16 protein-coding genes and 1 tRNA gene are annotated in these 23,063 nt (G+C 59.3%); 14 read left to right on the top strand and 3 right to left on the bottom strand.

What is annotated here, in order from left to right; all coding sequences use genetic code 11:
- Positions 1-128: 128 nt before the first annotated feature.
- From ftsH to thiD, 4 genes are all read left to right on the top strand, one after another.
- A complete protein-coding gene (gene ftsH, locus KP703_RS02940) occupies positions 129-2,084 on the top strand; it encodes an ATP-dependent zinc metalloprotease FtsH (protein ID WP_062141358.1) in 1,956 nt (651 codons plus the stop codon).
- An 83-nt stretch (positions 2,085-2,167) separates the two neighbouring features.
- A complete protein-coding gene (folP, locus tag KP703_RS02935) occupies positions 2,168-3,202 on the top strand; it encodes a dihydropteroate synthase (RefSeq protein WP_215753763.1) in 1,035 nt (344 codons plus the stop codon).
- A gap of 151 nt (positions 3,203-3,353) precedes the next feature.
- Positions 3,354-4,703, top strand: a complete 1,350-nt coding sequence (glmM, locus tag KP703_RS02930; RefSeq protein WP_215753762.1) for a phosphoglucosamine mutase — start codon at positions 3,354-3,356, stop codon at positions 4,701-4,703.
- Between the two features lie 20 nt (positions 4,704-4,723).
- Positions 4,724-5,554: a bifunctional hydroxymethylpyrimidine kinase/phosphomethylpyrimidine kinase gene (thiD, locus tag KP703_RS02925; RefSeq protein WP_252353795.1), complete on the top strand. Its 831-nt coding sequence runs from the start codon at positions 4,724-4,726 to the stop codon at positions 5,552-5,554.
- 23 nt (positions 5,555-5,577) lie between these two features.
- Here the strand turns inward: thiD and KP703_RS02920 are convergent, their stop codons facing one another.
- Positions 5,578-6,339: a response regulator transcription factor gene (locus KP703_RS02920; RefSeq protein ID WP_215753761.1), complete on the bottom strand. Its 762-nt coding sequence runs from the start codon at positions 6,337-6,339 to the stop codon at positions 5,578-5,580.
- Between the two features lie 595 nt (positions 6,340-6,934).
- Here KP703_RS02920 and tsaE point away from each other — a divergent pair.
- The 6 genes from tsaE (at position 6,935) to KP703_RS02890 (ending at position 17,070) form a co-directional block, all read left to right on the top strand.
- A complete protein-coding gene (tsaE, locus tag KP703_RS02915) occupies positions 6,935-7,405 on the top strand; it encodes a tRNA (adenosine(37)-N6)-threonylcarbamoyltransferase complex ATPase subunit type 1 TsaE (RefSeq protein WP_215753760.1) in 471 nt (156 codons plus the stop codon).
- An 11-nt stretch (positions 7,406-7,416) separates the two neighbouring features.
- Positions 7,417-10,596 carry a double-strand break repair protein AddB gene (addB, locus tag KP703_RS02910; RefSeq protein ID WP_215753759.1) on the top strand — a complete coding sequence of 1,060 codons (3,180 nt, stop codon included), beginning with the start codon at positions 7,417-7,419 and terminating at the stop codon, positions 10,594-10,596.
- The gene (addA, locus tag KP703_RS02905; RefSeq protein WP_252353794.1) at positions 10,593-14,192 is read left to right on the top strand and encodes a double-strand break repair helicase AddA; all 3,600 of its coding nucleotides are present in this window, start codon (positions 10,593-10,595) and stop codon (positions 14,190-14,192) included. Before addB ends, addA begins: the two co-directional genes overlap by 4 nt.
- Positions 14,193-14,321: 129 nt before the next feature.
- The gene (gene trxA / locus KP703_RS02900) at positions 14,322-14,648 is read left to right on the top strand and encodes a thioredoxin TrxA (RefSeq protein ID WP_043549901.1); all 327 of its coding nucleotides are present in this window, start codon (positions 14,322-14,324) and stop codon (positions 14,646-14,648) included.
- A gap of 131 nt (positions 14,649-14,779) precedes the next feature.
- The gene (accD, locus tag KP703_RS02895; RefSeq protein WP_252353793.1) at positions 14,780-15,709 is read left to right on the top strand and encodes an acetyl-CoA carboxylase, carboxyltransferase subunit beta; all 930 of its coding nucleotides are present in this window, start codon (positions 14,780-14,782) and stop codon (positions 15,707-15,709) included.
- Positions 15,710-15,720: 11 nt separating this feature from the next.
- Entirely contained in the window at positions 15,721-17,070 is a 1,350-nt protein-coding gene (locus KP703_RS02890) for a folylpolyglutamate synthase/dihydrofolate synthase family protein (RefSeq protein ID WP_215753758.1), read from the top strand.
- Positions 17,071-17,132: 62 nt separating this feature from the next.
- On the opposite strand, the gene KP703_RS02885 is transcribed toward KP703_RS02890, so the two are convergent.
- Positions 17,133-17,207 (bottom strand) — tRNA-Thr (locus KP703_RS02885).
- 134 nt (positions 17,208-17,341) lie between these two features.
- On the opposite strand from KP703_RS02885, the gene cysS reads away from it, so the two are divergent.
- Together cysS and KP703_RS02875 are read left to right on the top strand one after the other, a co-directional pair.
- Complete coding sequence (gene cysS, locus KP703_RS02880; RefSeq protein WP_215753757.1) at positions 17,342-18,712, top strand: cysteine--tRNA ligase; 1,371 nt, start codon at positions 17,342-17,344, stop codon at positions 18,710-18,712.
- The gene (locus KP703_RS02875) at positions 18,709-19,476 is read left to right on the top strand and encodes an RNA methyltransferase (protein WP_215753756.1); all 768 of its coding nucleotides are present in this window, start codon (positions 18,709-18,711) and stop codon (positions 19,474-19,476) included. Before cysS ends, KP703_RS02875 begins: the two co-directional genes overlap by 4 nt.
- An 89-nt stretch (positions 19,477-19,565) precedes the next feature.
- On the opposite strand, the gene KP703_RS02870 is transcribed toward KP703_RS02875, so the two are convergent.
- Positions 19,566-20,231, bottom strand: a complete 666-nt coding sequence (locus tag KP703_RS02870; RefSeq protein ID WP_025828379.1) for an alpha/beta hydrolase — start codon at positions 20,229-20,231, stop codon at positions 19,566-19,568.
- A 497-nt stretch (positions 20,232-20,728) separates the two neighbouring features.
- Between KP703_RS02870 and KP703_RS02865 the strand changes: the two genes are divergently transcribed.
- Both KP703_RS02865 and KP703_RS02860 read left to right on the top strand, forming a co-directional pair.
- Complete coding sequence (locus KP703_RS02865) at positions 20,729-21,877, top strand: cysteine desulfurase family protein (RefSeq protein WP_215753755.1); 1,149 nt, start codon at positions 20,729-20,731, stop codon at positions 21,875-21,877.
- A gap of 16 nt (positions 21,878-21,893) precedes the next feature.
- Entirely contained in the window at positions 21,894-23,057 is a 1,164-nt protein-coding gene (locus KP703_RS02860) for a cysteine desulfurase family protein (protein ID WP_215753754.1), read from the top strand.
- The last annotated feature ends 6 nt before the right edge of the window (positions 23,058-23,063 follow it).

The raw sequence follows: 23,063 nt of genomic DNA, 5'->3' as shown, positions 1-23,063 counted from the left end.
CATGTGTGGGGTGGGAATATCGGCTCAGCATCCCATTTGTAATGAGAGAGGTTGCATTTTCCGGCGTCTGCCGCTCAGATTGGGGCACTCCGGCGCTCCCGCACGATAAGTATGGAAACACAGGCAAGATGAACAATTTAGGCCGCAACTTGGCGCTTTGGGTCAGCATCATTGTGATGCTGCTGTTGCTTGTAGATGTTTTCCAGCCGGGGAACACGCAGCACGCAGCACAGCAGCTGGCTTATTCTGACTTCATTACCGACGTTGATACCGGGCGTGTCCGGTCCGTGGTGATGCAGAACCAGAATGTCTCCGGCACGCTGACGGATGGCACGGCTTTTGAAACTTTTGCGCCGCAGGACCCCTCTCTTGTCTCCCGTCTGACGGGCAAGGGCGTTGAGGTTGTGGCCAAACCGCTCGATCAGGAAGGCAGCCCGCTGCTGCGCTATTTCCTGAATGCGCTGCCGATCATCCTGATGGTGGGTATCTGGCTGTTCATGATGCGCCAGATGCAGGGCGGCGGTGGCCGTGGCGCCATGGGCTTTGGTAAGTCCCGCGCCAAGATGCTGACGGAAAAGCAGGGCCGTGTGACCTTTGAAGACGTTGCGGGTATTGATGAAGCCAAGGGTGAGCTTCAGGAAATTGTCGACTTCCTGAAAGACCCGCAGAAATTCACCCGTCTGGGCGGTAAGATCCCCAAAGGCGTGCTGCTGGTTGGCCCTCCGGGCACGGGTAAAACCCTGCTGGCGCGTGCCATTGCGGGTGAGGCCAATGTGCCGTTCTTCACCATTTCCGGATCTGACTTTGTGGAAATGTTTGTTGGTGTCGGTGCGTCCCGTGTGCGTGACATGTTCGAGCAGGGCAAGAAGGCCGCACCGTGTATTATCTTCATTGACGAAATCGACGCTGTAGGCCGCCATCGTGGTGCAGGCCTTGGCGGCGGGAATGATGAGCGTGAGCAGACTCTGAACCAGATGCTGGTCGAGATGGACGGGTTTGAAAGCAATGAGGGCGTGATCCTGATTGCTGCCACCAACCGTCCCGACGTGCTGGACCCGGCTCTGCTGCGCCCCGGTCGTTTTGACCGTCAGGTTGTGGTGCCGAACCCGGATGTGGCTGGCCGTGAAAAAATCCTGCGTGTGCATATGCGCAAGGTGCCGCTGGCTTCTGACGTGGACCCCCGCATTATTGCCCGTGGCACCCCCGGCTTCTCGGGCGCTGACCTCGCCAATCTGGTGAACGAGGCCGCTCTGGCTGCTGCCCGTCTGGGCAAGCGCACGGTGTCGATGCGTGATTTTGAAGACGCCAAGGATAAGGTGCTGATGGGCGCTGAGCGTCGCTCTCTCGTCATGAGTGATGAAGAGAAGAAGCGCACCGCGTATCATGAGGCCGGCCATGCCATTACGGCGGTGCTGGTGCCGGAAAGTGAGCCGATCCATAAGGCCACCATCATTCCGCGTGGTCGTGCATTGGGGATGGTCATGCGTTTGCCGGAAGGTGACCGCCTGTCCATGAGCAAGAAGAACTGCATTGCGCATCTTGTTGTCGCCATGGGCGGTCGCGTTGCTGAGGAAGTCATCTACGGGAAAGACAATATCTGCAATGGCGCCATGGGTGATATTCAGATGGCAACCCGTGTGGCTCGTAGCATGGTGACTGAATGGGGCATGAGCGACCGGGTCGGTATGATTGCCTACGCCAATGATGATCAGGGCGGTGGCGGCATGTTCTTCGGTGGCGCTGCCAAGAACTTCTCCGAGCACACGGCGAAGGAAATCGATTCCGAGATCAAGCGTCTGATTGATGAGGCGTATGATCAGGCCCGCAACTACATGCATGACCATGTGGATGAACTGCACCGTCTGGCTGAAGCGCTGCTGGAATATGAAACCCTGAGCGGGGAAGATATTCGCCAGATCATGCGTGGCCAGCCGATCGAACGGGTGGAAACGGATGACACCACGCCGGTCAATCGTCGCTCTTCCGTGCCGCAGGTCTCCGGTCCGGAAATTGTTGAGCCGAATGACAAGCCGGATGGTGGCGGTGAAGGTGGCGGGGTAAACCCGGTGCCGCAGCCCGGCTAACGGGTCACGTCAGAGAAACAAAAGAGATTAGAAGGGGCGGCAGTAATGCCGCCTCTTTTGCGTTTGATGGGAGAAAGCTGAGAATGGATTTTCGGCGTCTGGCAGAGCCTGCGGGCCTGCTCTACGGCACAGCGGCACAAGACGCTGTAAAACGTGGCTTTGCTCTTCCTCTGGCGGGTGGCCCGGCGGCGTTTAGCTGTGTGGATCTGATAGAAGACCAAACCCATAGCGGCTTTATGCCCGTGGGGAATGTTCCCGCAGGCTGGCAGGACGTGCTGGGCCGTCTTGTTGCTAAACCTCCCGTGGCTGGCATGCCGGAGGGGCCGCAGGTTATGGGGATCCTGAATATCACGCCGGATAGTTTCAGTGACGGCGGCTTGCATCAGGAGGCCCGGCGTGCGGTACAGGCGGGAAAGGAACTGGTCTCGGCCGGGGCCAGCGTGCTGGATATTGGGGGTGAAAGCACGCGGCCCGGCGCGGTAGTTGTTACTCCAGAGCAGGAATGGGAGCGCATCGGGCCTGTGGTGCAGGGGTTAAAGCAACAGGTGCCGGGCGCAGTGTTATCCATTGATACGCGCAATAGTGCCGTGATGGCGCGGGCGCTGGCAGCTGGCGCAGATGTGATCAATGATGTCTCGGCCCTCACGCATGATCCTGAAGCCCTGCCATTGCTGGCGGGAAAACACTGCGGCGTAGTGCTGATGCACATGCGCGGTACACCCGCCACCATGCCGCAGCATGCGGTGTATGAAGATGTCGCCTGTGATGTGGTGCGGGAACTGGGCGCACGGCTGACTGCGGCCATAGAAGGTGGCATTGCTCCGGAGCGACTGAGCGTAGACCCAGGTTTAGGCTTTGCAAAAAATACAGCGCAGGGTGTCGCTTTACTGACTCGCCTGCCGCTGCTGGCCAATCTGGGGTGCCGGGTGGTTCTGGGGGTGTCTCGTAAACGGATGATTGGTGAACTGACGGGCGAGCCGAACGCCGCAGGGCGGGATGCGGGCAGTCAGGCGGCCTCGCTGGAAGGGCTGGCGCTGGGCCAGACTGTGCTGCGTGTGCATGCGGCGGAGGGCATGGTTCAGGCGCTTCGCGTCTGGCAGTGTGTCCACACAGCCTGAAAAAAGACGTTTGTTTTGGAGCCTTACGGTTCCTTCTCGTCAAAAAGCGTTTTAGGGAAGAAGAAACACAAATGCGTCCGCACGGCCTGAGTGACATCATCAGGCCACCTGTCTGGGCGCAGACGCCACAAAAAGAGATTGGACGAGGCAGATGAGACGTCTTTTTGGGACAGATGGCATTCGGGGGACCGCAAACATCGCGCCTATGACAGTCGATATTGCTCAGAAACTGGGGCAGGCAGCTGGCCTGCATTTTACCCGTGGGGAACACCGGCACAGCGTTCTGCTGGGCAAGGATACCCGGCTTTCTGGCTATATGATTGAGAGCGCGCTGGTCGCAGGTTTTCTGTCCGCCGGAATGGATGTCACGCTGGTTGGCCCGTTGCCTACCCCCGCGATTGCTATGCTGACCCGTTCTCTGCGTGCTGATCTGGGTGTCATGATTTCTGCCTCGCACAATCCGTTTGGCGATAATGGCATTAAACTGTTTGGCCCGGACGGGTTCAAACTGTCTGACCAGAATGAAATCGACATCGAAAATCTGATGATGGCCGATCTCACAGGTCGTCTTGCGACGCCGCGTGAAATTGGCCGGGCGTCCCGCCTGAACGATGCTGCAGGCCGGTATGTGGAAAGTGCCAAGGCTTCCTTCCCGCGCAAACTGCGGCTGGACGGCATGAAAATCGTGATCGACTGTGCCAACGGCTCAGCCTATCGGGTGGCTCCTACGGCTCTGTGGGAACTGGGTGCTGAGGTGATCCGCATCGGCTGCACGCCGGATGGTGTCAACATCAATGAGAAATGTGGCTCCACCCACCCGGAGGCGTTGTGTCAGGCTGTTGTGCAGCACGGCGCCCACCTCGGGATTGCGCTGGATGGTGATGCAGACCGCGTGCTGATTGCAGATGAAACCGGACGCCTGATTGACGGGGACCAGATTCTGGCTCTCATCGCACAGTCCTGGGCGCGGGAAGGGCGGCTGGTCGGTCAGTCTGTGGTTGCGACAGTGATGTCCAACATGGGGCTGGAACGCTTTCTGAACACGCTCGATGTCGGCCTGGAACGCACCGCTGTGGGAGACCGCTATGTGGTGGAACGGATGCGGGAACTCGGGAGCAATGTGGGTGGCGAGCAGTCAGGCCATATGGTGCTGACAGATTTTGCTACGACGGGGGATGGTCTGATCGCGGCTCTGCAGATTCTGGCAGTGCTGGTTGAAGATGGTCGTCCGGCCAGTGAAGTGTGTCGCCTCTTCAAGCCTTTTCCGCAAAAGCTGAAAAACGTACGCTTTAGCGGTACATGCCCGCTGGATGCGGATGTGGTGCAGGCGCGGCAGAAAGATGTGGAGAAGATGCTTGATGGGCGTGGTCGTCTTGTGCTGCGCAAAAGTGGTACGGAGCCGCTGGTGCGTGTGATGGCGGAAGCTGAAGATGCGGCTCTGGTGGACGATGTTGTCAACCAGATGTGCGAAGCACTTGAGGCCGTAAACGTCCCGGCGTAACGCGACACGCGTTGGAGCGTATGATGGAAGCTGAACAGAAAAACCCAGCGCGCATTCTGGCAATTGCCGGGAGTGATTCCGGTGGCGGTGCGGGCATTCAGGCCGATATCAAGACGATAACGGCGCTGGGTGGCTATACGATGACGGCCCTGACAGCTCTGACGGCCCAAAATACTGAAGGGGTGCAGGCTATTCTGTCGGTGCCTCCGGAATTTTTGCGGCAGCAGATTCGTAGTGTTCTGGATGATCTGGGCGCTGATGCCATCAAGACCGGTATGCTGGGAGGCGCTCCGGAAATTGAGTGTGTGTGCGAGGAAATTTCTCGCTACCGTCGTACGGTTCCCGATCTGCCTGTTGTTGTCGATCCGGTGATGGTTGCAAAAGGGGGAGCCAGTCTTCTGGCGGAGGAGGCTTTGTCGTGCCTGAAAACACAGCTTTTTCCGCTGGCAACGGTCCTGACACCTAATTTGCCGGAAGCTGAAAAGCTGACGGGCATGCGCCTTTCGTCAGTAGAAGACATGCGGCGTGCTGCTCAGAGTTTACGGGAAATGAGTGGGGCTGCCGTGCTCGTTAAAGGCGGCCACCTATCAGGCGATACGTTGATTGATGTTTTGCTTGATGACGGTGGATTCACAGAATTTAGCGATACACGCATTATCACGCGGCATACGCATGGAACAGGCTGCACGCTGGCCAGTGCACTGGCCACCGGGCTGGCGCAAAAACTCCCGCTGCGCCGGGCGGTTGAGCTGGCCCGTCTTTATGTGCGGCAAGCGATCCTGACAGCGCCGGGCTTCGGAACGGGGGCGGGGCCTCTTTGGCATGCGCACAGATGGTATAAAACAACCTGATATCTCAGAATGTTTTTAAAATTTTAGTCCCCTGCTGCCTGAAACTGTTGCTCTGGGATGGGAGCACGCATAGGGATTTCCGGGCCACTGGGAAGAGAAAACATTTTAGTTTTGGGGTCGTTGAGAATATAGCCTTTGCCCCAGACTGTAGAAATCAGATGATCTGATGCGCCGGCCGCCTGAAGTTTTTTGCGAAGTTTGCAGATAAAAACATCAATAATTTTTATATCTGGTTCATCGCGACCACCATAGAGGTGGTTCAGGAACGTTTCCTTGCTCTGGGCCATGCCTTTGCGCAGCACCAGAAGTTCAAGGATGGAAAATTCTTTGCATGTCAGATGTACGGGCTGATCGTGCACCATCACAGTATGGCTGTTTAGATCCAGCTTAAGCTCAGCGACCTGAATGACGGGATGTGCAAATCCGCTGGAGCGACGGAGAATGGCCTGAATCCGGGCGACGAGTTCTGCCGGATCAAACGGTTTGGTCAGGTAATCATCTGCGCCCATAGAAAAGGCCCGGATTTTTGCTTCAGGCTGATCAAGTGACGAAAGGATGATGACGGGTGTCGAGATTTTCAATAATCGCAGAGAATTAAAGACAGTATAGCCATCCATGTCGGGCAGATGGAGGTCAATTACCGCGATGCCGTAATCATAGTTTCGCAGCATCTCAATCGTGTTCCTGCCAGAACGCGCCAAGTCTACAGAAAGACCAGCTTTCTTGAGTGTTGGTAAGAGCAGACGGGCTGACGTGGCTTTGTCTTCAGCAAACAGGATACGCATTGGGTTCCCCCGCATAGAGCGCGATGCACCTTAAGGTTGTATTAATTATCAATGAATCTACTTTTAGGTGTTTTTTTGACAAAGATAAACAGAAATTTATCTTATTTTGACTGGTTTGAGGGAAGGTATGCAACCGGAGCATGTTTTGGCCACGTCCCTATAAAAACAATCATAGGTTGAAAGTGGTGACGATGAATTTTTATTTTCTTACTGGGAAAGGGTAAATTTTTTATGAACATAAAACAAAAAATGACTAAAATCATGAAAATAACATAATCATTTCTCATTTATTAACTAAATATTACAAACAAAAATAAGTAAACAAATAGTTTATTTCAAAATGCGTATTACAAATAGATTTTTATTAAATATGAGAGTGGGAAAGTATCCGGGCAGAAATATAATCTGCATCGAGAATGCATTTTATTATATTGATTTTGAGAATACAAAAAGATTAGAAATAAATAATTATAGTAAATATAAACGTGTTTCCTGATTTTTTTGGGTATGGGTTGGTCATGTTTCCCGGTTACCAGTCTTTTCCCGTCTGCCATAATATGTGAGGAGAAGAAGAGCTGGTCGTGCAGGGGGCGGGATGACAGACACACAGATAGTTCTGAAAAATGAGCAGGCAACAGAGCAGCTGGCCCGTATGCTGGCCGCTTCGACGCAAGCCGGTGATGCGCTTTTGCTCACAGGCCCGCTAGGAGCCGGGAAAAGCGTTTTTGCCCGCGCCTTCCTGCGCTGCTTTTGTAAGGATGACACTCTGGAAGTGCCAAGCCCTACTTATACATTGGTGCAAACCTATCAGGCTCCTGCCTGTACCGTCTCGCATTTTGACCTCTGGCGTCTGGGTGGGCCGGATGAACTGGAAGAGCTGGGCTGGGATGATGCGCGGGACGGCGTCGTTCTGGTGGAGTGGCCGGAACGTCTGGAAGATCTGACGCCGCCCGAGGCTCTGCATATTGGGTTTACGGTCAGGGCAGATGGTGTGCGCACGGTGCATCTGCACGGCTGGGGTGACAGGCTGAAGGGTGCTGCACTCTCTGCCAGCTTTCCGGCCTGAAGGGTTTGACCATGAGTCTTGCGACAATCCCGGCGCATCTGCCGTTTCTCGACCAGCTTGCTGCGCGCTGGCTTCAGGCAGCCGGACATGATCCGCAGGCCGTAGGAGAGGGGACAATTATTCTACCCGGTCGTCGTGCGGCGCGTGGCCTGACAGAAGCGTTCCTGCGGCAGATGGATGGCCGCGCCATGTTGTTGCCGCGTATTCTGCCTATCAGTGCGCTGGATGAAGCGGAACTGGGTCTGTCTTCAGATCTGGGCGGCACAGCGGGTTTTGATCTGCCTCCCGCCGTTGCTGGTATGACCCGCCTTGCCGTGCTTACGCGGCTGGTGTTGCAGGCGGAAGGGGCGTTTGGCACCCGGCCCACGCTGGATCAGGCATGGCCTCTGGCCAAAGCTTTGGCTGACCTGATGGATGAGGCAGAATGGGCGGATGTCGATCTGCCAACCCGTCTGCCAGAGGCGGTGCAGGAAAACTTTGCGGAACATTGGCAGGTTATCCTGAAATTTCTGGAAATTGTGACACGCGCCTGGCCGGAATGGCTGGCGAGTCAGCAGGTGATGAACCCGGTCGCACGTCAGGTCACGCTGCTCCGTGCACAGGCGCGGCTGTGGGAGGAACAGGCGGCGCGGGGGGATAAAACACCCGTGTGGGCTGCCGGGTTTACCAATGTCATGCCTGCTACAGCGGAAGCCTTACGGGCGGTGATAGCCTGTCCGGGTGGCCGCGTGGTTCTGCCGGGTCTGGATCTGGAGATGCCGGAAGAGACGTTCGTGCAGTTGCCGGATAGTCATCCGCAGGCTGGTCTCAGCTATCTTCTCGCCTCGTTGGATGTGGTGCGGGCAGATGTTACGCTCTGGGATGCAGAGGGAGGATTTCCTGAGCGGGCTCAGGTGCTCTCCCGGGCGTTGCTGCCAGCATCAGCTCTGGAAGACTGGGCAAAATCTGGCCCTACCAATCTGGCACAGGTCTCCCGGCTGGACGCAGCAGACCAGCAGGAAGAAGCTGTGGCTATTGCGATGATTTTGCGCAATGTGGTCGAAACACCTGGTAAGCGGGTCGCATTGGTTACGCCGGATCGTGCCCTTGCTGCTCGTGTGGCGACGGAACTGGCCCGTTGGGGCGTGCTGGCGGATGATAGTGCCGGTGCTTCTTTGATTGAAACACCCGGCGCGGTGCTGCTGCGGCTTGTGGCGCAGATGATCGAAAACCGGTTTTCTCCGGTATCTGTCTTATCTGTTCTGAAACATCCTTTAGTGGCGTGTGGCCTTTCCATAGGTGTGTGCCGTGCTTCAGCGCGCCTGTTGGAACGAACGGTGTTGCGTGGCCCGGCTCCCCCCCCCGGATTTGCGGCGTTGCGGACGGCGGTGACAGCCGTTCTTAAAGACCATGAAAAAGACGACCGGGCCTCAGCGCGCGCAGAAGGTGGGGCAGAGGCAGACCGTCCTTACGGACCGGAACCTCTGGAAACCTTTATGGACCGTCTGGCTTTTTGTCTGGAACCGATTTTGCCGTGGGATGGCTGGGTTGCCAGTGCAGGAGAGGGGGCGCTGCCGGGTGATCCGGGACCGGAAGCATGTGAAGCGTATGCAGATCCGGAAGAAGTAGCGACCGAGCCTCAGGCAGGCCCAGCGGGCGAGACGCCTGATTTTAGTCACCGGGAACCCGTGCCGGATTTGCTCGCATCCTTGATTCAGGCTGTTGAGCGACTTGTGAAAACAGAAGATGAAGACGCAGCAAAACGGTTGTGGAGCGGAGAGGAGGGGAATCTTCTGGCCGGTCGTCTGACCGAACTGATGATGGCGTCTGATGTTCTGCCCCCTCAGCCGCCTGCTGTGCTGGACGGATTGCTGAGCGCCGTGCTGGCCGAAGACCGTGTGGCAGTGCGGCGAGGGGTGGAGCATGCTGCCCTGCATCCGCGTGTATTGATCTGGGGTTTGTTCGAAGCCCGATTGCAGACAGCGGATGTGGTTGTTCTGGGTGGGCTTGCAGAAAATATTTGGCCCCCTGCGGCAGATGCCGGACCGTGGATGAGCCGCCCCATGCGTCAGCGCGTCGGCCTGCCTTCGCCAGAACAGGGCGTAGGGCAGGCGGCGCATGATTTTTTTGCCAGTGCCGCTGCGGCGGGAGAGGTTGTGCTGTCCTGCCCGCGTCGGCGCGATGGTGCGCCAGTGGTGCCGGCCCGCTGGATTTCCCGGCTGGATGCGTTTTTATCCGGACGTGGCCTGACAGTACCGCCGCATCCTGCGCTGGAGTGGTTGCAGGTGCTGGACCGGCCGGATGGCCCGGCGCAGCCTGTTGCCCCGCCGCGCCCCACGCCGCCCGTTGCTTTGCGTCCTCGTCGGTTGAGCGTGACGGAAATCGAGACATGGATGCGTGATCCATATGCCATTTACGCGCGTCACGTTTTGAAGCTTCAGCCTTTGCCAGAACTGGAAGAAGCAGCTGACGCCTCGGATTATGGGATGATTGTGCATGATGCGCTGGAAGACTGGTTCCGGACACATGGCACAACATGGCCCCCGCAGGCGGAAGCCGGATTGCAGGAGGCTTTCCGGAAAGCCTTGCTTAAACGCACTCTGCGTCCGGCGTTACAGGCCTGGTGGGAGCCCCGGCTGATGCGCATTGCCTCATGGGTAGCACATGCGGAATCGGCTTTGCGCGAAGAGGCGGGAACACCCGCTGCTATTCGCACGGAATCTCGCGGGCAAGTGGATATTCTGGATGCGCCCCATGGCGCGTTCCGGCTGGTCGGGCGTGCAGACCGAATTGATTATGATGCTGAAGGCCGCGTGATTGTGCGTGACTACAAAACCGGCACGCTGCCGTCCGTGCGGGATGTGCGCTCCGGCTGGAGTCCACAATTACCCCTGGAAGCTGCAATGATTTTGCGAGGTGGCTTTTCCGGCCTGCCCGGTACGGCGGATATTGCCGGTCTGGTGTACTGGCGGCTGACCGGGGGAGCTGACCCCGGTGAGGAAGTGGCGATCAAGCCGGAAGGGGAGATGTCTCTCACCGCTCTGGCAGAGCAAACATGGCAGAGCCTGCGGGACCGCATCTGCGCGTATGACAACCAGGCACAACCTTATCTGTCGCACCCGCATCCCGGTCGGGAACCGCGTTTTGCGGATTACGCGCGTCTGGCCCGGGTGCCGGAGTGGAACACGGCGCGGGTGGAGGATGAGGCATGAGTGGCCGCCAAACGATGTTAAAAAATCCTGCATTTTCTGAAGCGATTGATCAGGCTAACCGTCAGCAGGCTCTGGCGTCTGACCCAACGGCGTCTGTTTTTGTCTCGGCGTCCGCAGGGAGTGGTAAAACCAAACTGCTGATTGACCGTCTGCTGCGCTTGATGTTGCCGCGTTCCAACCCCGCAGGCGGAGAGGTTTTGCCGGGTAGTCCACCAGCCCGTATTTTGTGTCTAACCTTTACCAAGGCCGCTGCGGCAGAAATGGCGATCCGGCTCCAGACGCGCCTTGGCCGCTGGGTGACCTTGCCGGATGATGCACTGAACAAGGAATTGCAGGGCTTGTCCGTGCCCTGCACTGAAGAAACACGCAGGCGGGCTCGGGCATTATTTGCAGAGGTTCTCGATTTGCCGGGCGGGATGCGCATTGGCACCATTCACGCTTTCTGTCAGTCGCTGCTGCGGCGCTTCCCGCTGGAAGCGGCCATGAACCCGCATTTCACTGTCATGGAAGAAACCGATGCTACACTGGCCTTGCAGGGCTGTGTGGAAACGGTGCTGGGGAATAGCCCGACAGCGAGCATTGCACCCTTGGCTGGACAAATCAGCCTCGGGGACTTCGTTAATCTGGTCGGTGCACTCCGCCATGATTCACGAGCAGAAGCTATTCGGGATCGGGTGCTGAAACTGCCAGCTCTGCTGCCAACCATTCTTTGCCGCGTGTTAGGCTTGCCGCAGGGAGCGTTGAAGGGGACTGATAGCGCACAAATTCAAGAGGCCTGCACGAATTTTCCGGGTGAGGACCGCTTACGAGCGCATATTCCCACACTAGTGGACAAAGGGACGGAGACCGTTAAGGCGACGGCATATCGTCTTTTGGACTGGCTGGCTTTGCCTCCAGTTGAGCGGGCTGCGCAGTGGGATGTATGGCGAAATGCTCTGCTCACAAAGGATGGAAAGCCTCGCAAACGGGGTTTGATTACCACAAAACTTGCGAATGATTACGCGGATCTGGCGACGGCTCTTGAGCGGGAAGCTGCGCGAATTCTTGAAGTGGAAGAAGCTTTGCGGGCCAGACGGCTGGCACGGCTCGGTCTGGCGTTGCTGAAAACAGCGGCTCCGGTTGCGGCTTTGTATGACATCCGCAAGAGTCAGCGCGGACTTGTGGAGTATGATGATCTTATCCGTCGTACACTTGGGCTTTTGCAACAGCCCGGCGCGGCGTGGGTATTGTATAAACTGGATGGCGGGATTGACCATCTGCTGCTGGATGAGGTGCAGGATACCTCACGCGAACAGTGGCGCATTGCTGGCGATCTGACGGCAGAATTTTTTGCGGGTGAAGGCACACATACGCGGGAGCAGAGGCCACGCACCGTCTTTGCTGTGGGCGATTATAAACAGTCTATCTACGGTTTTCAGGGCGCTGACCCGGAATCTTTCCGTCTGTGGCGGCGGGAATTCAAAAACCGCGCGGCTTTTGCGTCCTTGCCCTGGCAGGAGCCGGATCTGACGGTGTCTTTCCGCTCCACTGCTCCGGTTCTTGCTTTGGTGGATGCGGTATTTTCCGTGCCGGATGCTGCGCGTGGCGTGGCGGAAGAAGATGGCCGTGCCATGCGCCACCTCACAGCCCGACCGGGCGAAGGGGGGCGTGTGGAACTGTGGCCGCTGGCTGAGGCGCAGATGGATGAGGAAGAGGCCCTCAGTCCGTGGGAACCGCCCACCGCCAATACCACCCGCCAGAACCCGCAGCAGAAACTGGCTGATACACTGGGGCGTTTTATTGCGCGGCAATTGAACAGCCCCCCGGAAGAGGGCGCGGCACCGCTGACGCCGGGTGATGTACTGGTGCTGGTGCCGCGTCGGTCTTCGTTTGTCACGGCGCTGATCCGGGCTTTGAAAACGGAGAATGTGCCGGTTGCGACTCTGGTGCGCACAGGGCTGGCTGATCAGCTTGCCGTGCAGGATCTGATGGCACTCTGCGGTGCGCTGCTGCTGCCCCAGGATGATCTGACACTGGCGTGTGTGCTGACGTCTCCTCTGGGTGGCCTCTCAGATGAAAGCCTGATGGTGCTGGCAACCGGGCGCGGCAAGGCGGAGCCGCTCTGGTCCGCCTTGCGGGAGCATCACGCGGAACGGCCAGACTGGACGCAGGCCTGGCAGATGCTGGATGGCCTGTTCCGGCGTGTGGATTATCTGACGCCGCATGAACTGCTCTCCGAGGCGCTGGGGCGCTCTGGAGGGCGGGCGCGTTTGCTGACCCGTCTGGGGCCGGAGGCTGCCGAGTCGATTGATGAACTGCTTTCGGCAGCTCTGCGCTATCAGGATATGCATCCGCCTTCTTTGCAGGGCTTTCTGCACTGGCTGCGTAATTCGGAAGAAACTGTGAAGCGCGAGGCCGAAGCCGGGGGCGATGCTGTGCGTGTCATGACCGCGCATGGGGCGAAGGGGTTGCAGGCGCGGCTGGTCATTCTGCCCGATACGGTGGGCACACCCCGGTTTGAGGATCGTCTGTTCTGGGTGAAGGACGGTTCAACCGGGCTGGACGTGCCGCTTTATGTGCCGCGCGGTGCGCTGGCCGTGAGCGTGACGCAGAAGCTACGGGCGGCCATGCAGGCCAGTGCGATCGAGGAATATAATCGCCTGCTCTATGTGGCGCTTACGCGCGCCGCAGAGCGTTTGGTGGTCTGTGGCTGGAAGCCGGGGCGCGTGGTGCCGCCGGAAAGTTGGTACGAGCGGTGCCGCAAGGGCTTTGAAGTCGTCGGCGCTGTGCCGCAGGAGTGGGATGCCGGCGGCTGGACGGGCGAAATGCTGGTGCTGGAGGAAAAGCCTCAGCCGCATGGTCCGAAAGAAGGCGTGAAAGACCAGTCAGGCAGTCAGTTGCCGGTTGCGGCCTCCCCGTCAGCTCTGCCCGCATGGCTGGGGCATGCCCCGACGTGGCAGGGCATGCCGCCGGTGCCGGATGCTCCACTAGCCCGGCCTTTGGCGCCCAGTCGCCCGGATGATGCCATGCTGGGGCCATTGCCTCCGGTCCGCTCTCCGCTGGATGTGGCCACGGTAACGCCGGCTGCGGCGCGTGAGGCGGCCTTCCGACGTGGCACATTGGTGCATGCGCTTTTGCAGTATCTGCCTGCTTATCCACCGGAGCTGCAGGCCGAGATGGCTTATGCCTGGCTGGGTCGGCCTGCCAGCGGACTGAAACCGGAAGAGGCCGCAACGCTGGCCGAACAGGTGCTGGGTGTGCTGGCGCTGCCGGATCTGGCCCCCTTGTTCTCCCCGCAGGCGCGGGCTGAACAGCGTCTGGCCGGTGTGGCAGGTGGCCAGGTGATTGTGGGGCAGGTGGACCGCATGATTCTGCTGCCGGACAAGGTGCTGGTGTGTGACTTCAAAACCGGGCGGCACACGCCGCGCATGGTGGCGGCCACGCCAGTGTTGTATCTGCGCCAGATGGCGGCCTACCGGGCTTTGTTGCAGGGGTTGTATCCCCATAAACCAGTCCGGTGCGTGCTGGTCTGGACGGAAGGGCCGCGCGCGGATGTGCTGCCCGATGCCTTGCTGGATCTGCATGCGCCGGGGGGCGGCTCATACAGCGCATCTTGACCGGATGCGCTGGCCCCTTAAGTGTAGAGAGACACAGAAGGGGATGGGGAACCGTTTGCACGCGGCTGGGTTTGGCCCTGCACGACGCACCTGCGTGATCCGTCCCTTAAACCAAGGAAGAGACAATCCATGAGTGAACATACACGTGCTGTTACAGATTCCAGCTTTGATGCCGATGTGCTCAAGGCTTCTGGTCTGGTGCTGGTTGATTTCTGGGCAGAATGGTGCGGTCCGTGCAAGATGATCGGCCCGGCGCTGGAAGAGCTCGGCAAGGACTTTGCGGGCAAGCTGACGGTGGCCAAGATCAACATTGATGATAACCCCGTCTCCCCCAACACTTATGGTGTGCGCAGCATCCCGACCCTGATGCTGGTGCGCGATGGTCAGGTGCTGGACACCAAGGTGGGCGCACTGCCCAAAAGCCAGCTGAAAGCCTGGGTTGAAGGCGCTCTGTAAGGCGCGTCTTACAGCCTGACGCGCCGTCCCGCCGGGCCATAATGCTTGGCAGGACGGCGCAAGCAGCGTAAGGCACGCTGCAACAGGGCTATGTTCCCTTTTTTTGATTTATCGCAGTTGCAGGGTTCAAAATGAGCTGGATCACCGAATACGTCCGTCCCAAAATTCGCGGCCTGCTGCGTCGTGACGTGCCGGATAATCTGTGGACCAACTGCGAGTCCTGCAGTCAGATGGTTCTGACCAAGGAACTGCACCGCAACCTGAATGTGTGCCCCCATTGCGGGCACCACATGAAAGCGCCGGTGGCTGACCGTCTGGCCTGGACGTTTGATAATGGGGAATGCACCCAGATCGAACTGCCGCCAGCCCCGGTGGACCCGCTGGGCTTCCGCGACCAGAAAAAATATACCGACCGCCTGAAAGACGCCCGCGCCAAGAGCCAGCTGGATGAATCCCTGATTGTTGCCCACGGCACCATCGGCGGTCACCCGAGTGTTGTGGGTGTCATGGCGTTTGAATTCATGGCGGGCACCATGGGCGCGGCCTTCGGTGAGCGCTTTGTGGCTGCCGCGCGTCTGGCCGTGCTGCAGAAATCTCCGCTGGTCATTTTCACGGCCTCCGGCGGCGCGCGTATGCAGGAAGGTGCGATCAGCCTGATGCAGATGCCGCGCACCACCATTGGCGTGCAGATGCTCAAGGAAGCAGGCCTGCCTTATATTGTGGTGCTGACCAACCCGACCACGGGTGGGGTGACGGCCTCCTTCGCCATGCTGGGTGATGTGCAGATTGCCGAACCCAACGCTCTGATCGGCTTTGCTGGTCCGCGTGTGATTGAAGATACCGTGCGTGAAAAGCTGCCCGAAGGCTTCCAGCGGTCGGAATACCTGCTGGACCACGGTATGCTGGACATGGTGGTGAAGCGCAAAGACATGCGGGAAACACTGGCCCGGATCATTGGCTTGCTGATGCGCACGCCTGTTACGCCTGAAGGCGATAAGGTTGCGCCCACGCCTGCCGCTACGGTTGTGCCGGATGCCGCCCCTGCGGCCCCCGCTGCCTGAGCGATTGGCGCGTGACATCCTCTTCTGGCGGCTCTGCGCCGACAACTGAGTTTTCTGGCCGGACCGGAGAAGTGCTGGAACGGCTGAACAGCCTTTACCCGGCGTTGATTGATCTCTCGCTCGGGCGGCTGGAAACCCTGCTCGGTAAACTGGGCCATCCGGAAGACAAATTGCCGCCCGTTATCCATGTGGCGGGCACCAACGGCAAAGGTAGCACCTGCGCCACGCTGCGCGCCATTGGCGAGGCAGCTGGCTGGCGCGTGCATGTCATGACGTCCCCCCATCTGGTGGATGTGACGGAGCGGTTCCGCATTGCCGGAAAGCTGGTGAGTGAAACCGAGCTGGTCGCCACATTGGAAGAAATCGAACAGGTGAATGCGGGCGCGCCCATCACCGTGTTTGAGGTGTTGACGGCAGCGGGCTTCCTGCTGTTCTCTCGCCATCCGGCGGAACTGGCCATTATCGAGGTTGGTCTGGGTGGCCGGTGTGACGCCACCAATGTGCTGAAGCACCCGGCAGCCTGCATCGTTACCTCTGTTTCCATGGATCATGAAGCGTTTCTGGGGAACACGCTGGAAGCGATTGCCGCGGAAAAAGTCGGTATTTTCAAGCCCGGTGTTCCTGCCGTAACCGGCGCGCAGCCAGACGCTGTGCGGCATGTGCTGGAAGCGGAGGCCCGCAAAGTGGGTGCGTCGCTCGCCAGCCGAGGTGACGCCTGGCAGATCGCGCCAGCCGCTTCTGTGGGTGTTTCCGCGCCAGAGGGCAGCCTTATCTTTACCGATTCCCAGGGGACGCTCACGCTCCCTGCGCCGGCTCTTGCCGGCCCCTGGCAGATGGAAAATGTCGGTCTGGCGGTAGAGGCTCTGCGCGTTGCTGGCCTGAGCGTGCCTGCTGCTGGCTGGCAGGGGGTGGGCAAGGTCTCGTGGCCTGCACGCATGCAGCGCCTGCACGGAACACTGGCGCAAAGCCTGCCCGCAGGGTGGGAGTTGTGGCTGGATGGCGGACACAACCCCGGCGCGGGTCATGCTCTGGCGCAGGAATTGCAGAAATGGGGCGATGAACCGCTGCATCTTCTGGTCGGCATGAAACAGACCAAGGATGCCACGGGCTTCCTGAACCCGGTTCTGCCTTACGCCACCACGCTGTGGGCTATCAGTGAACCCACGCAACATCTGGCTCTGCCGGTCGAAGCGATTGTCGCGGCCTCAGCAGGCAAAGCGCAGGTTGGTCCGACACTGGTTAAGGCTTTGGAAGGCCTCAAGGCACAATCAGACGGCAAACCCGCCCGTGTGCTGATTTGCGGCAGCCTGTATCTGGCCGGTGTGGCGCTCACGCAGGATGGCTGGAAACCGGGCGCGTAAAAGCGCGCCTCTGGCTCATTGAGAGCAGGCAAAAAAAAGCATTTCTTGAAAATGGGAAAGAATGGTGCCCCCATTCAGATTTGAACTGAAGACCTACCGCTTACAAGGCGGTTGCTCTACCACTGAGCTATAAGGGCACAGCACGTGACGTGCAGGGGCGGATTAAAACTGTAAAACACGCAGCGCGTCAAGATCCGGTTTTCGATCTTCCCGCAGTTTTTTGGTTGTGCGGATATTGCATCGAACCACACGCTGGCGCATCTAGTCGCTTATGTCGCACTCTGCCTCAGCATCTTTGCCAGCACTCTCTCTGCACGATAGTCAGCGTCGCGCGACCGTGCCGTTCACGCCGCTCGATCCGGAGCATGTGAAAGTTTATTATTGTGGACCTACGGTCTATGATTTGGCCCATATCGGCAACCTGCGCGCCATGCTGACGGCTGACGTGCTGGTGCGGTTCCTGCGGCATGCCTATCCGCGTGTAACCTTTGTGCGGAATATCACGGATGTGGATGACAAGATCACCGCCCGCGCCCGCGCCAACGGGGAAGATATTGGCTCCCTGACGCAGCGCACCACGGAAGAATTCCATCAGGATCTGGCCGCCATGAACGTGCTGCCACCGGATATTGAACCGCGCGCCACGCATAATATTGGTGAAATGCAGGCGCTGATTGCCCGCCTGATTGAAAACGGCCACGCCTATGAGGCGGATGGCCATGTGCTGTTCTCGGTCGCCTCTTTCCCGTCTTACGGCGCATTGTCTGGCCGGGACCCGGAAGAACTGGTGGCCGGTGCCCGCGTAGAAGTGGCCGGCTACAAGAAAAATCCGGGTGACTTTGTGCTCTGGAAACCCTCCGATGCAGATCAGCCGGGATGGGAAAGCCCGTGGGGTCGCGGGCGTCCCGGCTGGCATATTGAATGTTCGGCCATGTCGCACCGCTATCTGGGGGAAAGCTTTGATATTCATGGTGGCGGGTCGGACCTGCTGTTCCCTCACCATGAGAATGAGCGCGCCCAGAGCCTGTGCTGCTTCCCGCAGGGCAAGTTCGCCAATTACTGGGTGCATAACGCCATGCTTCTCGTTGAAGGCGAGAAGATGTCGAAATCCCTCGGCAATTTCCTGACGATTCGGGATGTGCTGAAACAGGCACCGGCGGAGGCCCTGCGCCTTCTGCTTCTGGGGGCGCATTACCGCTCCACCCTGAACTATACGCAGGCCGGTTTGCAGGAATCCCGCAAGGTGCTGGACCGGTTCTATCGCGCTCTGGCCGCAGGCCCTGTGCCGGAGGTTGCTCCGTCGGAAGCGGTTATGAAGGCACTGGCGGAAGATCTGAACACGCCGATGGCCATTGCTGAACTGCATGCTCTCGCCGGTCAGGCACTGGCAGGTGACAGACAGGCTGCCGGGGCTCTGAAAGCTGGCGCTGGTATGCTCGGGCTTTTGCAGGAAGACCCGGAAAAATGGTTCAAGGGCGACAGTTCTGACGAAGATGCCGTAATCGACGCCCTGATTGCTGAGCGTGCAGCCGCCAAGAAGGCCCGCGATTTTGCAAAGGCGGATGCCTTGCGTGACCAGCTACAGGGACAGGGCATTGTGCTTGAAGATACGAAAGACGGCACCATCTGGAGGCGCGCATGACCGGGCGTGACGGCGGGGCACCGCTGGAGCTTGTTGGCAACACGCCGGTTGTGATTCTGGTGCGTCCGCAGCTTGCGGAAAATATTGGCACCACCGCGCGGGCCATGGCCAATGGTGGGTTGTTTCACCTGCGGCTGGTCAGCCCGCGGGATGGCTGGCCGCAGGACCGCGCCTGGCGAACCGCCTCTGGCGCGGACCGGATTCTGGAAGCAGCCACGGTGCATGAGAGCGTGGATGACGCCATTGCGGATCTACACCACGTTTTCGCCACCTGTCCGCGCCCGCGCCACATCGTCAAAACGGTGATGACGGCACGCGGCGGGGCAGCGGAATTACGAGCAGCCACCAATCGGGGCCTGAAAGTGGGCCTGCTGTTTGGGCCGGAACGTGCTGGCCTTGATAATGAAGATATGGCGCGGGCGGATGCGCTCATTCGCTACCCGCTGAACCCGGCCTTCATGTCGCTCAATCTGGCGCAGGCCGTCATGATCATGGCGTATGAATGGTGGATGGCGGAAGATCAGACCGCGCCGTGCGAACTCATGACCAACGAGACCCATGTGGCCACTAAAGGCGAGCTGGAAAACTTCATGGGGCATCTGATCCGCGAACTGGATGAGTGCGGCTTCCTGCATAACGAGCAGAAGCGCCCCGGTATGGTTCGCAATCTTCGGCACTTTTTCACGCGTGGGGAAGTCACGGAGCAGGAGCTGCGCACGCTGCATGGCGTGGTGCGGGAGCTGGCTCACCCGCGCAGAAAATAATCTGAACGACCGAACTGCACGCCCTTGTTAGGTGGTGGTTCGGTATGCAGGGGCAGACCTACGGACGTTCTGCCCCATGCATAAGAAAATCAGTCAGCAGCCAGCGGCATGTTGCGGTGCGCCATGGCTGTCGTCACGTGGTCTTCCAGAGCGGCCGTTACCTTGTCTGCCTGTTTGGCAAAGATATGGTCTGCATCGGGGAACACGCGGTAGTCCACCGTCACACCCTTCTGGGTGTTCAGCTTATCTACCAGTTTGTGGATGGCGGGTTCCGGAGCCATGTCATCCTTGCCGCCTGCAATCATCAGGCCGCCACAGGGGCACGGTGCCAGAAAGCCAAAATCATAATACGTGGCCGGGGGGGCGACGCTGATCCAGCCGGTAATTTCCGGACGGCGCATCAGCAGCTGCATCCCAACAAAAGCCCCAAACGAATAGCCCGCAATCCACAGACCGCTGGCATTGGGGTTGACCATCTGCATCCAGTCCAGAGCGGCGGCGGCATCGGAAATTTCACCAATCCCACCGTCATACCGGCCCTGAGACCGCCCGACACCACGGGAATTGTAGCGCATGACCGAAAAGCCCATTTTTTCAAAGGACCGGTACATAGCGTAGGTAATGCGGTTGTTCATTGTGCCGCCATGCAGCGGGTGCGGGTGCAGCACCAGTGCCAGGGGGGCATTGGGCTGGTTGGAATGGTGGTAACGCCCTTCAAGACGCCCGTCCGGGCCGGCAAACATAACCTCAGGCATTCGGGTTCCGCATTGTTTTGGAATGCGTCCGTGGGCATGACGCATCCCGGTTTGGCAGATGCTCCGGCAGGCGGCGATGCCACGCTACAAGCCGGTGCGGGCGGGTCAGGCGGCCCGCAAAACATTCGTAAAACAGGCCACCCACCGCCGCATGCAGGAAAGACGCGGCTGAGAAAGGTCTGTTATGGACATGGTATCATGCAGGAGGCAGGAAAAGGGGTGAGGCGCAAAATCTGAGATTGACCTTGTCGCCGGCAGGGGCATACTGCTCCTATGTTGTCTTGTGGCCACCAAAGACACCGGAAAACAGACATTCCATGCTGGCCCACCTTGCTGCACTGTATGGTATCGACCATGTGCCCTTCTATAAGGGGTGTGCAGTCATAATTTCCACATAAATCGTTCTAATGGCTGTTTTGTGCCCCTTGCAGGGGAGCGCACGGACAAGTGAAGGCAATCGGACAGCACCAGAAACTGGCCGGAAAGAGGAGCAGAGTATGAGTCTCTGGACGCGCAGCGGGAGTGAGACGCCGCGTAGGATTTATCTGGATGCCAACGCCACGGAACCGCTTCGGCCGGAAGCGCGCGAGGCCATGCTTGCGGCGGCTGACCTGACAGGCAACCCGTCCTCCGTACACCGGGCCGGGCGCATGGCGCGGGCCGTGCTGGAAGACGCGCGGGATCAGGTTGCAAAAACCCTTGGTGTGGCCCCGCTGAATTGTATTTTTACATCCGGTGGCACGGAGGCCAATGTGCTGGCCATGCACGGGCTGGGGCAGGGCAGGCGCTTTCTGGTCGGCCAGACGGAGCATGATGCCGTGCGCAAGGGCGTGCCGGCAGGCGCGCCTCTGACCTGGCTGCCCGTGGACACTGCCGGTCAGGTGCGGCTGGATGTGCTGGAAGCCGAACTGGCGCAGGACGGTCCGCCCGCCTTTGTCTGCCTGATGCTGGCCAATAATGAGACGGGTGTTCTGCACCCGATGGCGGAGATTGTGCGCCTTTGCCGAATCCATGGCGCGCATGTGCATGTGGATGCCGTGCAGGCCGCAGGCCGCATGGCGTTGTGTGTTGAAGAGATGGGCATGGATAGCCTTGCCTTGTCTGGCCACAAAATGGGTGGCCCCAAAGGTGCTGGGGCTTTGCTGCTGCGTGGTCCGGCTCCCGCGCGTCTGGACCCGTTGTTTGAAGGGGGCGGTCAGGAACAGGGCCGCCGAGGCGGTACCCCGCCATTGCCAGCACTGGCGGGGCTGACGGCTGCCTTGCAGGCGTCTCTGGCCCAGCCTGCTCAGCCGCTTGCAGCGTTGAGGGATAAGCTGGAAGAAGCGGCTGTTGCCGCAGGCGCTGTGGTGAACGGCGGTGATGCACCCCGGTTGGCAAACACTACCAATCTGTCCTTGCCGGGGCGCAGAGCGCAGGGGCAGCTGATGCGGCTGGATCTGGATGGCGTGTGTGTCTCTGCCGGGTCGGCCTGCTCATCCGGCAAGGTTGCGGCCTCTCATGTGCTGGATGCCATGGGGCTGGGAGATCTTGCGGCGCAGGCTATTCGTGTGTCCCTGCCCTGGAATGTGACGGAAGACGACATAAATCAGTTTATCCGGGCTTATGGGGCTATGGCGCAAAGTGCTGCCCCGACTATTGCGGGCTAACCAAAAAGGGGAGGACATGGACGAGCTTTATTTCGATCATGCGGCGACCACCCCGTGTGACCCCCGCGTAAGGGCCGTGATGCTGACTGCTCTTGAAGAAGAGAATGGGAATCCGCACAGCAGCACCCATGCTTCGGGCCGGAGGGCTGCGGCACTGGTGGATACAGCAAGGGCGGAAGTTGCAGCCCTCATTGGGGCTGACCCGCGTGAGATTATTTTCACGTCCGGGGCGACCGAGGCCAATAATCTTGCCATTAAAGGGGCTGCACGTCATCTGGCGGCACAGGGCAGCCCGCGCCGCCGGGTGATTACCGTGGTTACCGAACATAAATGCGTTTTGGAAAGCGTGCGGGATCTGGCTCAGGAAGGATTTGAGCCGGTTATTCTCCCTGTGGATGCCAATGGACTGCTGGACTCGGCTGTTTTGCAAAAGGCGCTTGAGGTCCCGACCGCTCTGGTCTCCATCATGGCGGCGAATAATGAGACGGGCGTGTTGCAGGATTTGGCAACACTTGCCCCGCTGGTGGAGCAGGCCGGAGCTTTGCTGCATTCGGACCTTGCGCAGGCGGCGGGGAAAGTTCCGGTCGATGTGCGGCAGATGGGGCTCGCTCTGGGGTCTATTTCCTCGCACAAATTGTATGGCCCCAAAGGGGCTGGGGCGCTGTTTGTCCGTCGTCGCCCACGGGTGCGGTTGCAGCCCCTCTTTTCTGGTGGCGGGCAGGAGCGCGGGCTGCGGTCCGGCACATTGCCGGGTTTTCTACTGGCCGGATTCGGGGCGGCCTGCCGGATTGCGCGGGAAGAAGGGCCGAAAGATGCTGCCCATCTTGCGCATCTGCGGAACGTGTTTCTGGCGCGCGTGAAACGCGGCCTGCCGGGAGTTGTGGTCAATGCCGTAGCAGCGCCTCGTCTGCCGGGTTTGTTTAGTCTGCGTCTGCCGGAAGGCCTGAAGGCGCTGGACGTAATTGCCGCCATGCCGGGGCTTGCGGTGTCTCTGGGCTCGGCCTGTTCTTCGGCGGAAATCGCCCCGTCTTATGTGCTGGAGGCCATGGGCCTGGGGCGCGATGAGGCCGGAAGAAGCTTGCGTCTCTCCCCCGGACGTTTTACCTCAGCCGCCGAGGCGGAGCGCGCGGCGGACAGGCTGGTGCAGGCCGCCATGACAAAGATAGCCTTGGCAGGATAAAAAACG

It is taken from the genome of Acetobacter sp. P5B1 (assembly GCF_018811985.1).
GTDB lineage: Bacteria > Pseudomonadota > Alphaproteobacteria > Acetobacterales > Acetobacteraceae > Acetobacter > Acetobacter cerevisiae.
Note: the sequence above shows the minus strand (reverse complement) of the source record. Positions and strands in the feature narration are given on the sequence as shown.

What these genes read in the sequence shown, in the direction of transcription:
- ftsH (WP_062141358.1), top strand. Translation starts at nt 129, where the DNA reads ATGAACAATTTAGGCCGCAACTTGGCGCTTTGGGTCAGCATCATTGTG.
- folP (WP_215753763.1), top strand. Translation starts at nt 2,168, where the DNA reads ATGGATTTTCGGCGTCTGGCAGAGCCTGCGGGCCTGCTCTACGGCACA.
- glmM (WP_215753762.1), top strand. Translation starts at nt 3,354, where the DNA reads ATGAGACGTCTTTTTGGGACAGATGGCATTCGGGGGACCGCAAACATC.
- thiD (WP_252353795.1), top strand. Translation starts at nt 4,724, where the DNA reads ATGATGGAAGCTGAACAGAAAAACCCAGCGCGCATTCTGGCAATTGCC.
- KP703_RS02920 (WP_215753761.1), bottom strand. Translation starts at nt 6,339, where the DNA reads ATGCGTATCCTGTTTGCTGAAGACAAAGCCACGTCAGCCCGTCTGCTC.
- tsaE (WP_215753760.1), top strand. Translation starts at nt 6,935, where the DNA reads ATGACAGACACACAGATAGTTCTGAAAAATGAGCAGGCAACAGAGCAG.
- addB (WP_215753759.1), top strand. Translation starts at nt 7,417, where the DNA reads ATGAGTCTTGCGACAATCCCGGCGCATCTGCCGTTTCTCGACCAGCTT.
- addA (WP_252353794.1), top strand. Translation starts at nt 10,593, where the DNA reads ATGAGTGGCCGCCAAACGATGTTAAAAAATCCTGCATTTTCTGAAGCG.
- trxA (WP_043549901.1), top strand. Translation starts at nt 14,322, where the DNA reads ATGAGTGAACATACACGTGCTGTTACAGATTCCAGCTTTGATGCCGAT.
- accD (WP_252353793.1), top strand. Translation starts at nt 14,780, where the DNA reads ATGAGCTGGATCACCGAATACGTCCGTCCCAAAATTCGCGGCCTGCTG.
- cysS (WP_215753757.1), top strand. Translation starts at nt 17,342, where the DNA reads ATGTCGCACTCTGCCTCAGCATCTTTGCCAGCACTCTCTCTGCACGAT.
- KP703_RS02875 (WP_215753756.1), top strand. Translation starts at nt 18,709, where the DNA reads ATGACCGGGCGTGACGGCGGGGCACCGCTGGAGCTTGTTGGCAACACG.
- KP703_RS02870 (WP_025828379.1), bottom strand. Translation starts at nt 20,231, where the DNA reads ATGCCTGAGGTTATGTTTGCCGGCCCGGACGGGCGTCTTGAAGGGCGT.
- KP703_RS02865 (WP_215753755.1), top strand. Translation starts at nt 20,729, where the DNA reads ATGAGTCTCTGGACGCGCAGCGGGAGTGAGACGCCGCGTAGGATTTAT.
- KP703_RS02860 (WP_215753754.1), top strand. Translation starts at nt 21,894, where the DNA reads ATGGACGAGCTTTATTTCGATCATGCGGCGACCACCCCGTGTGACCCC.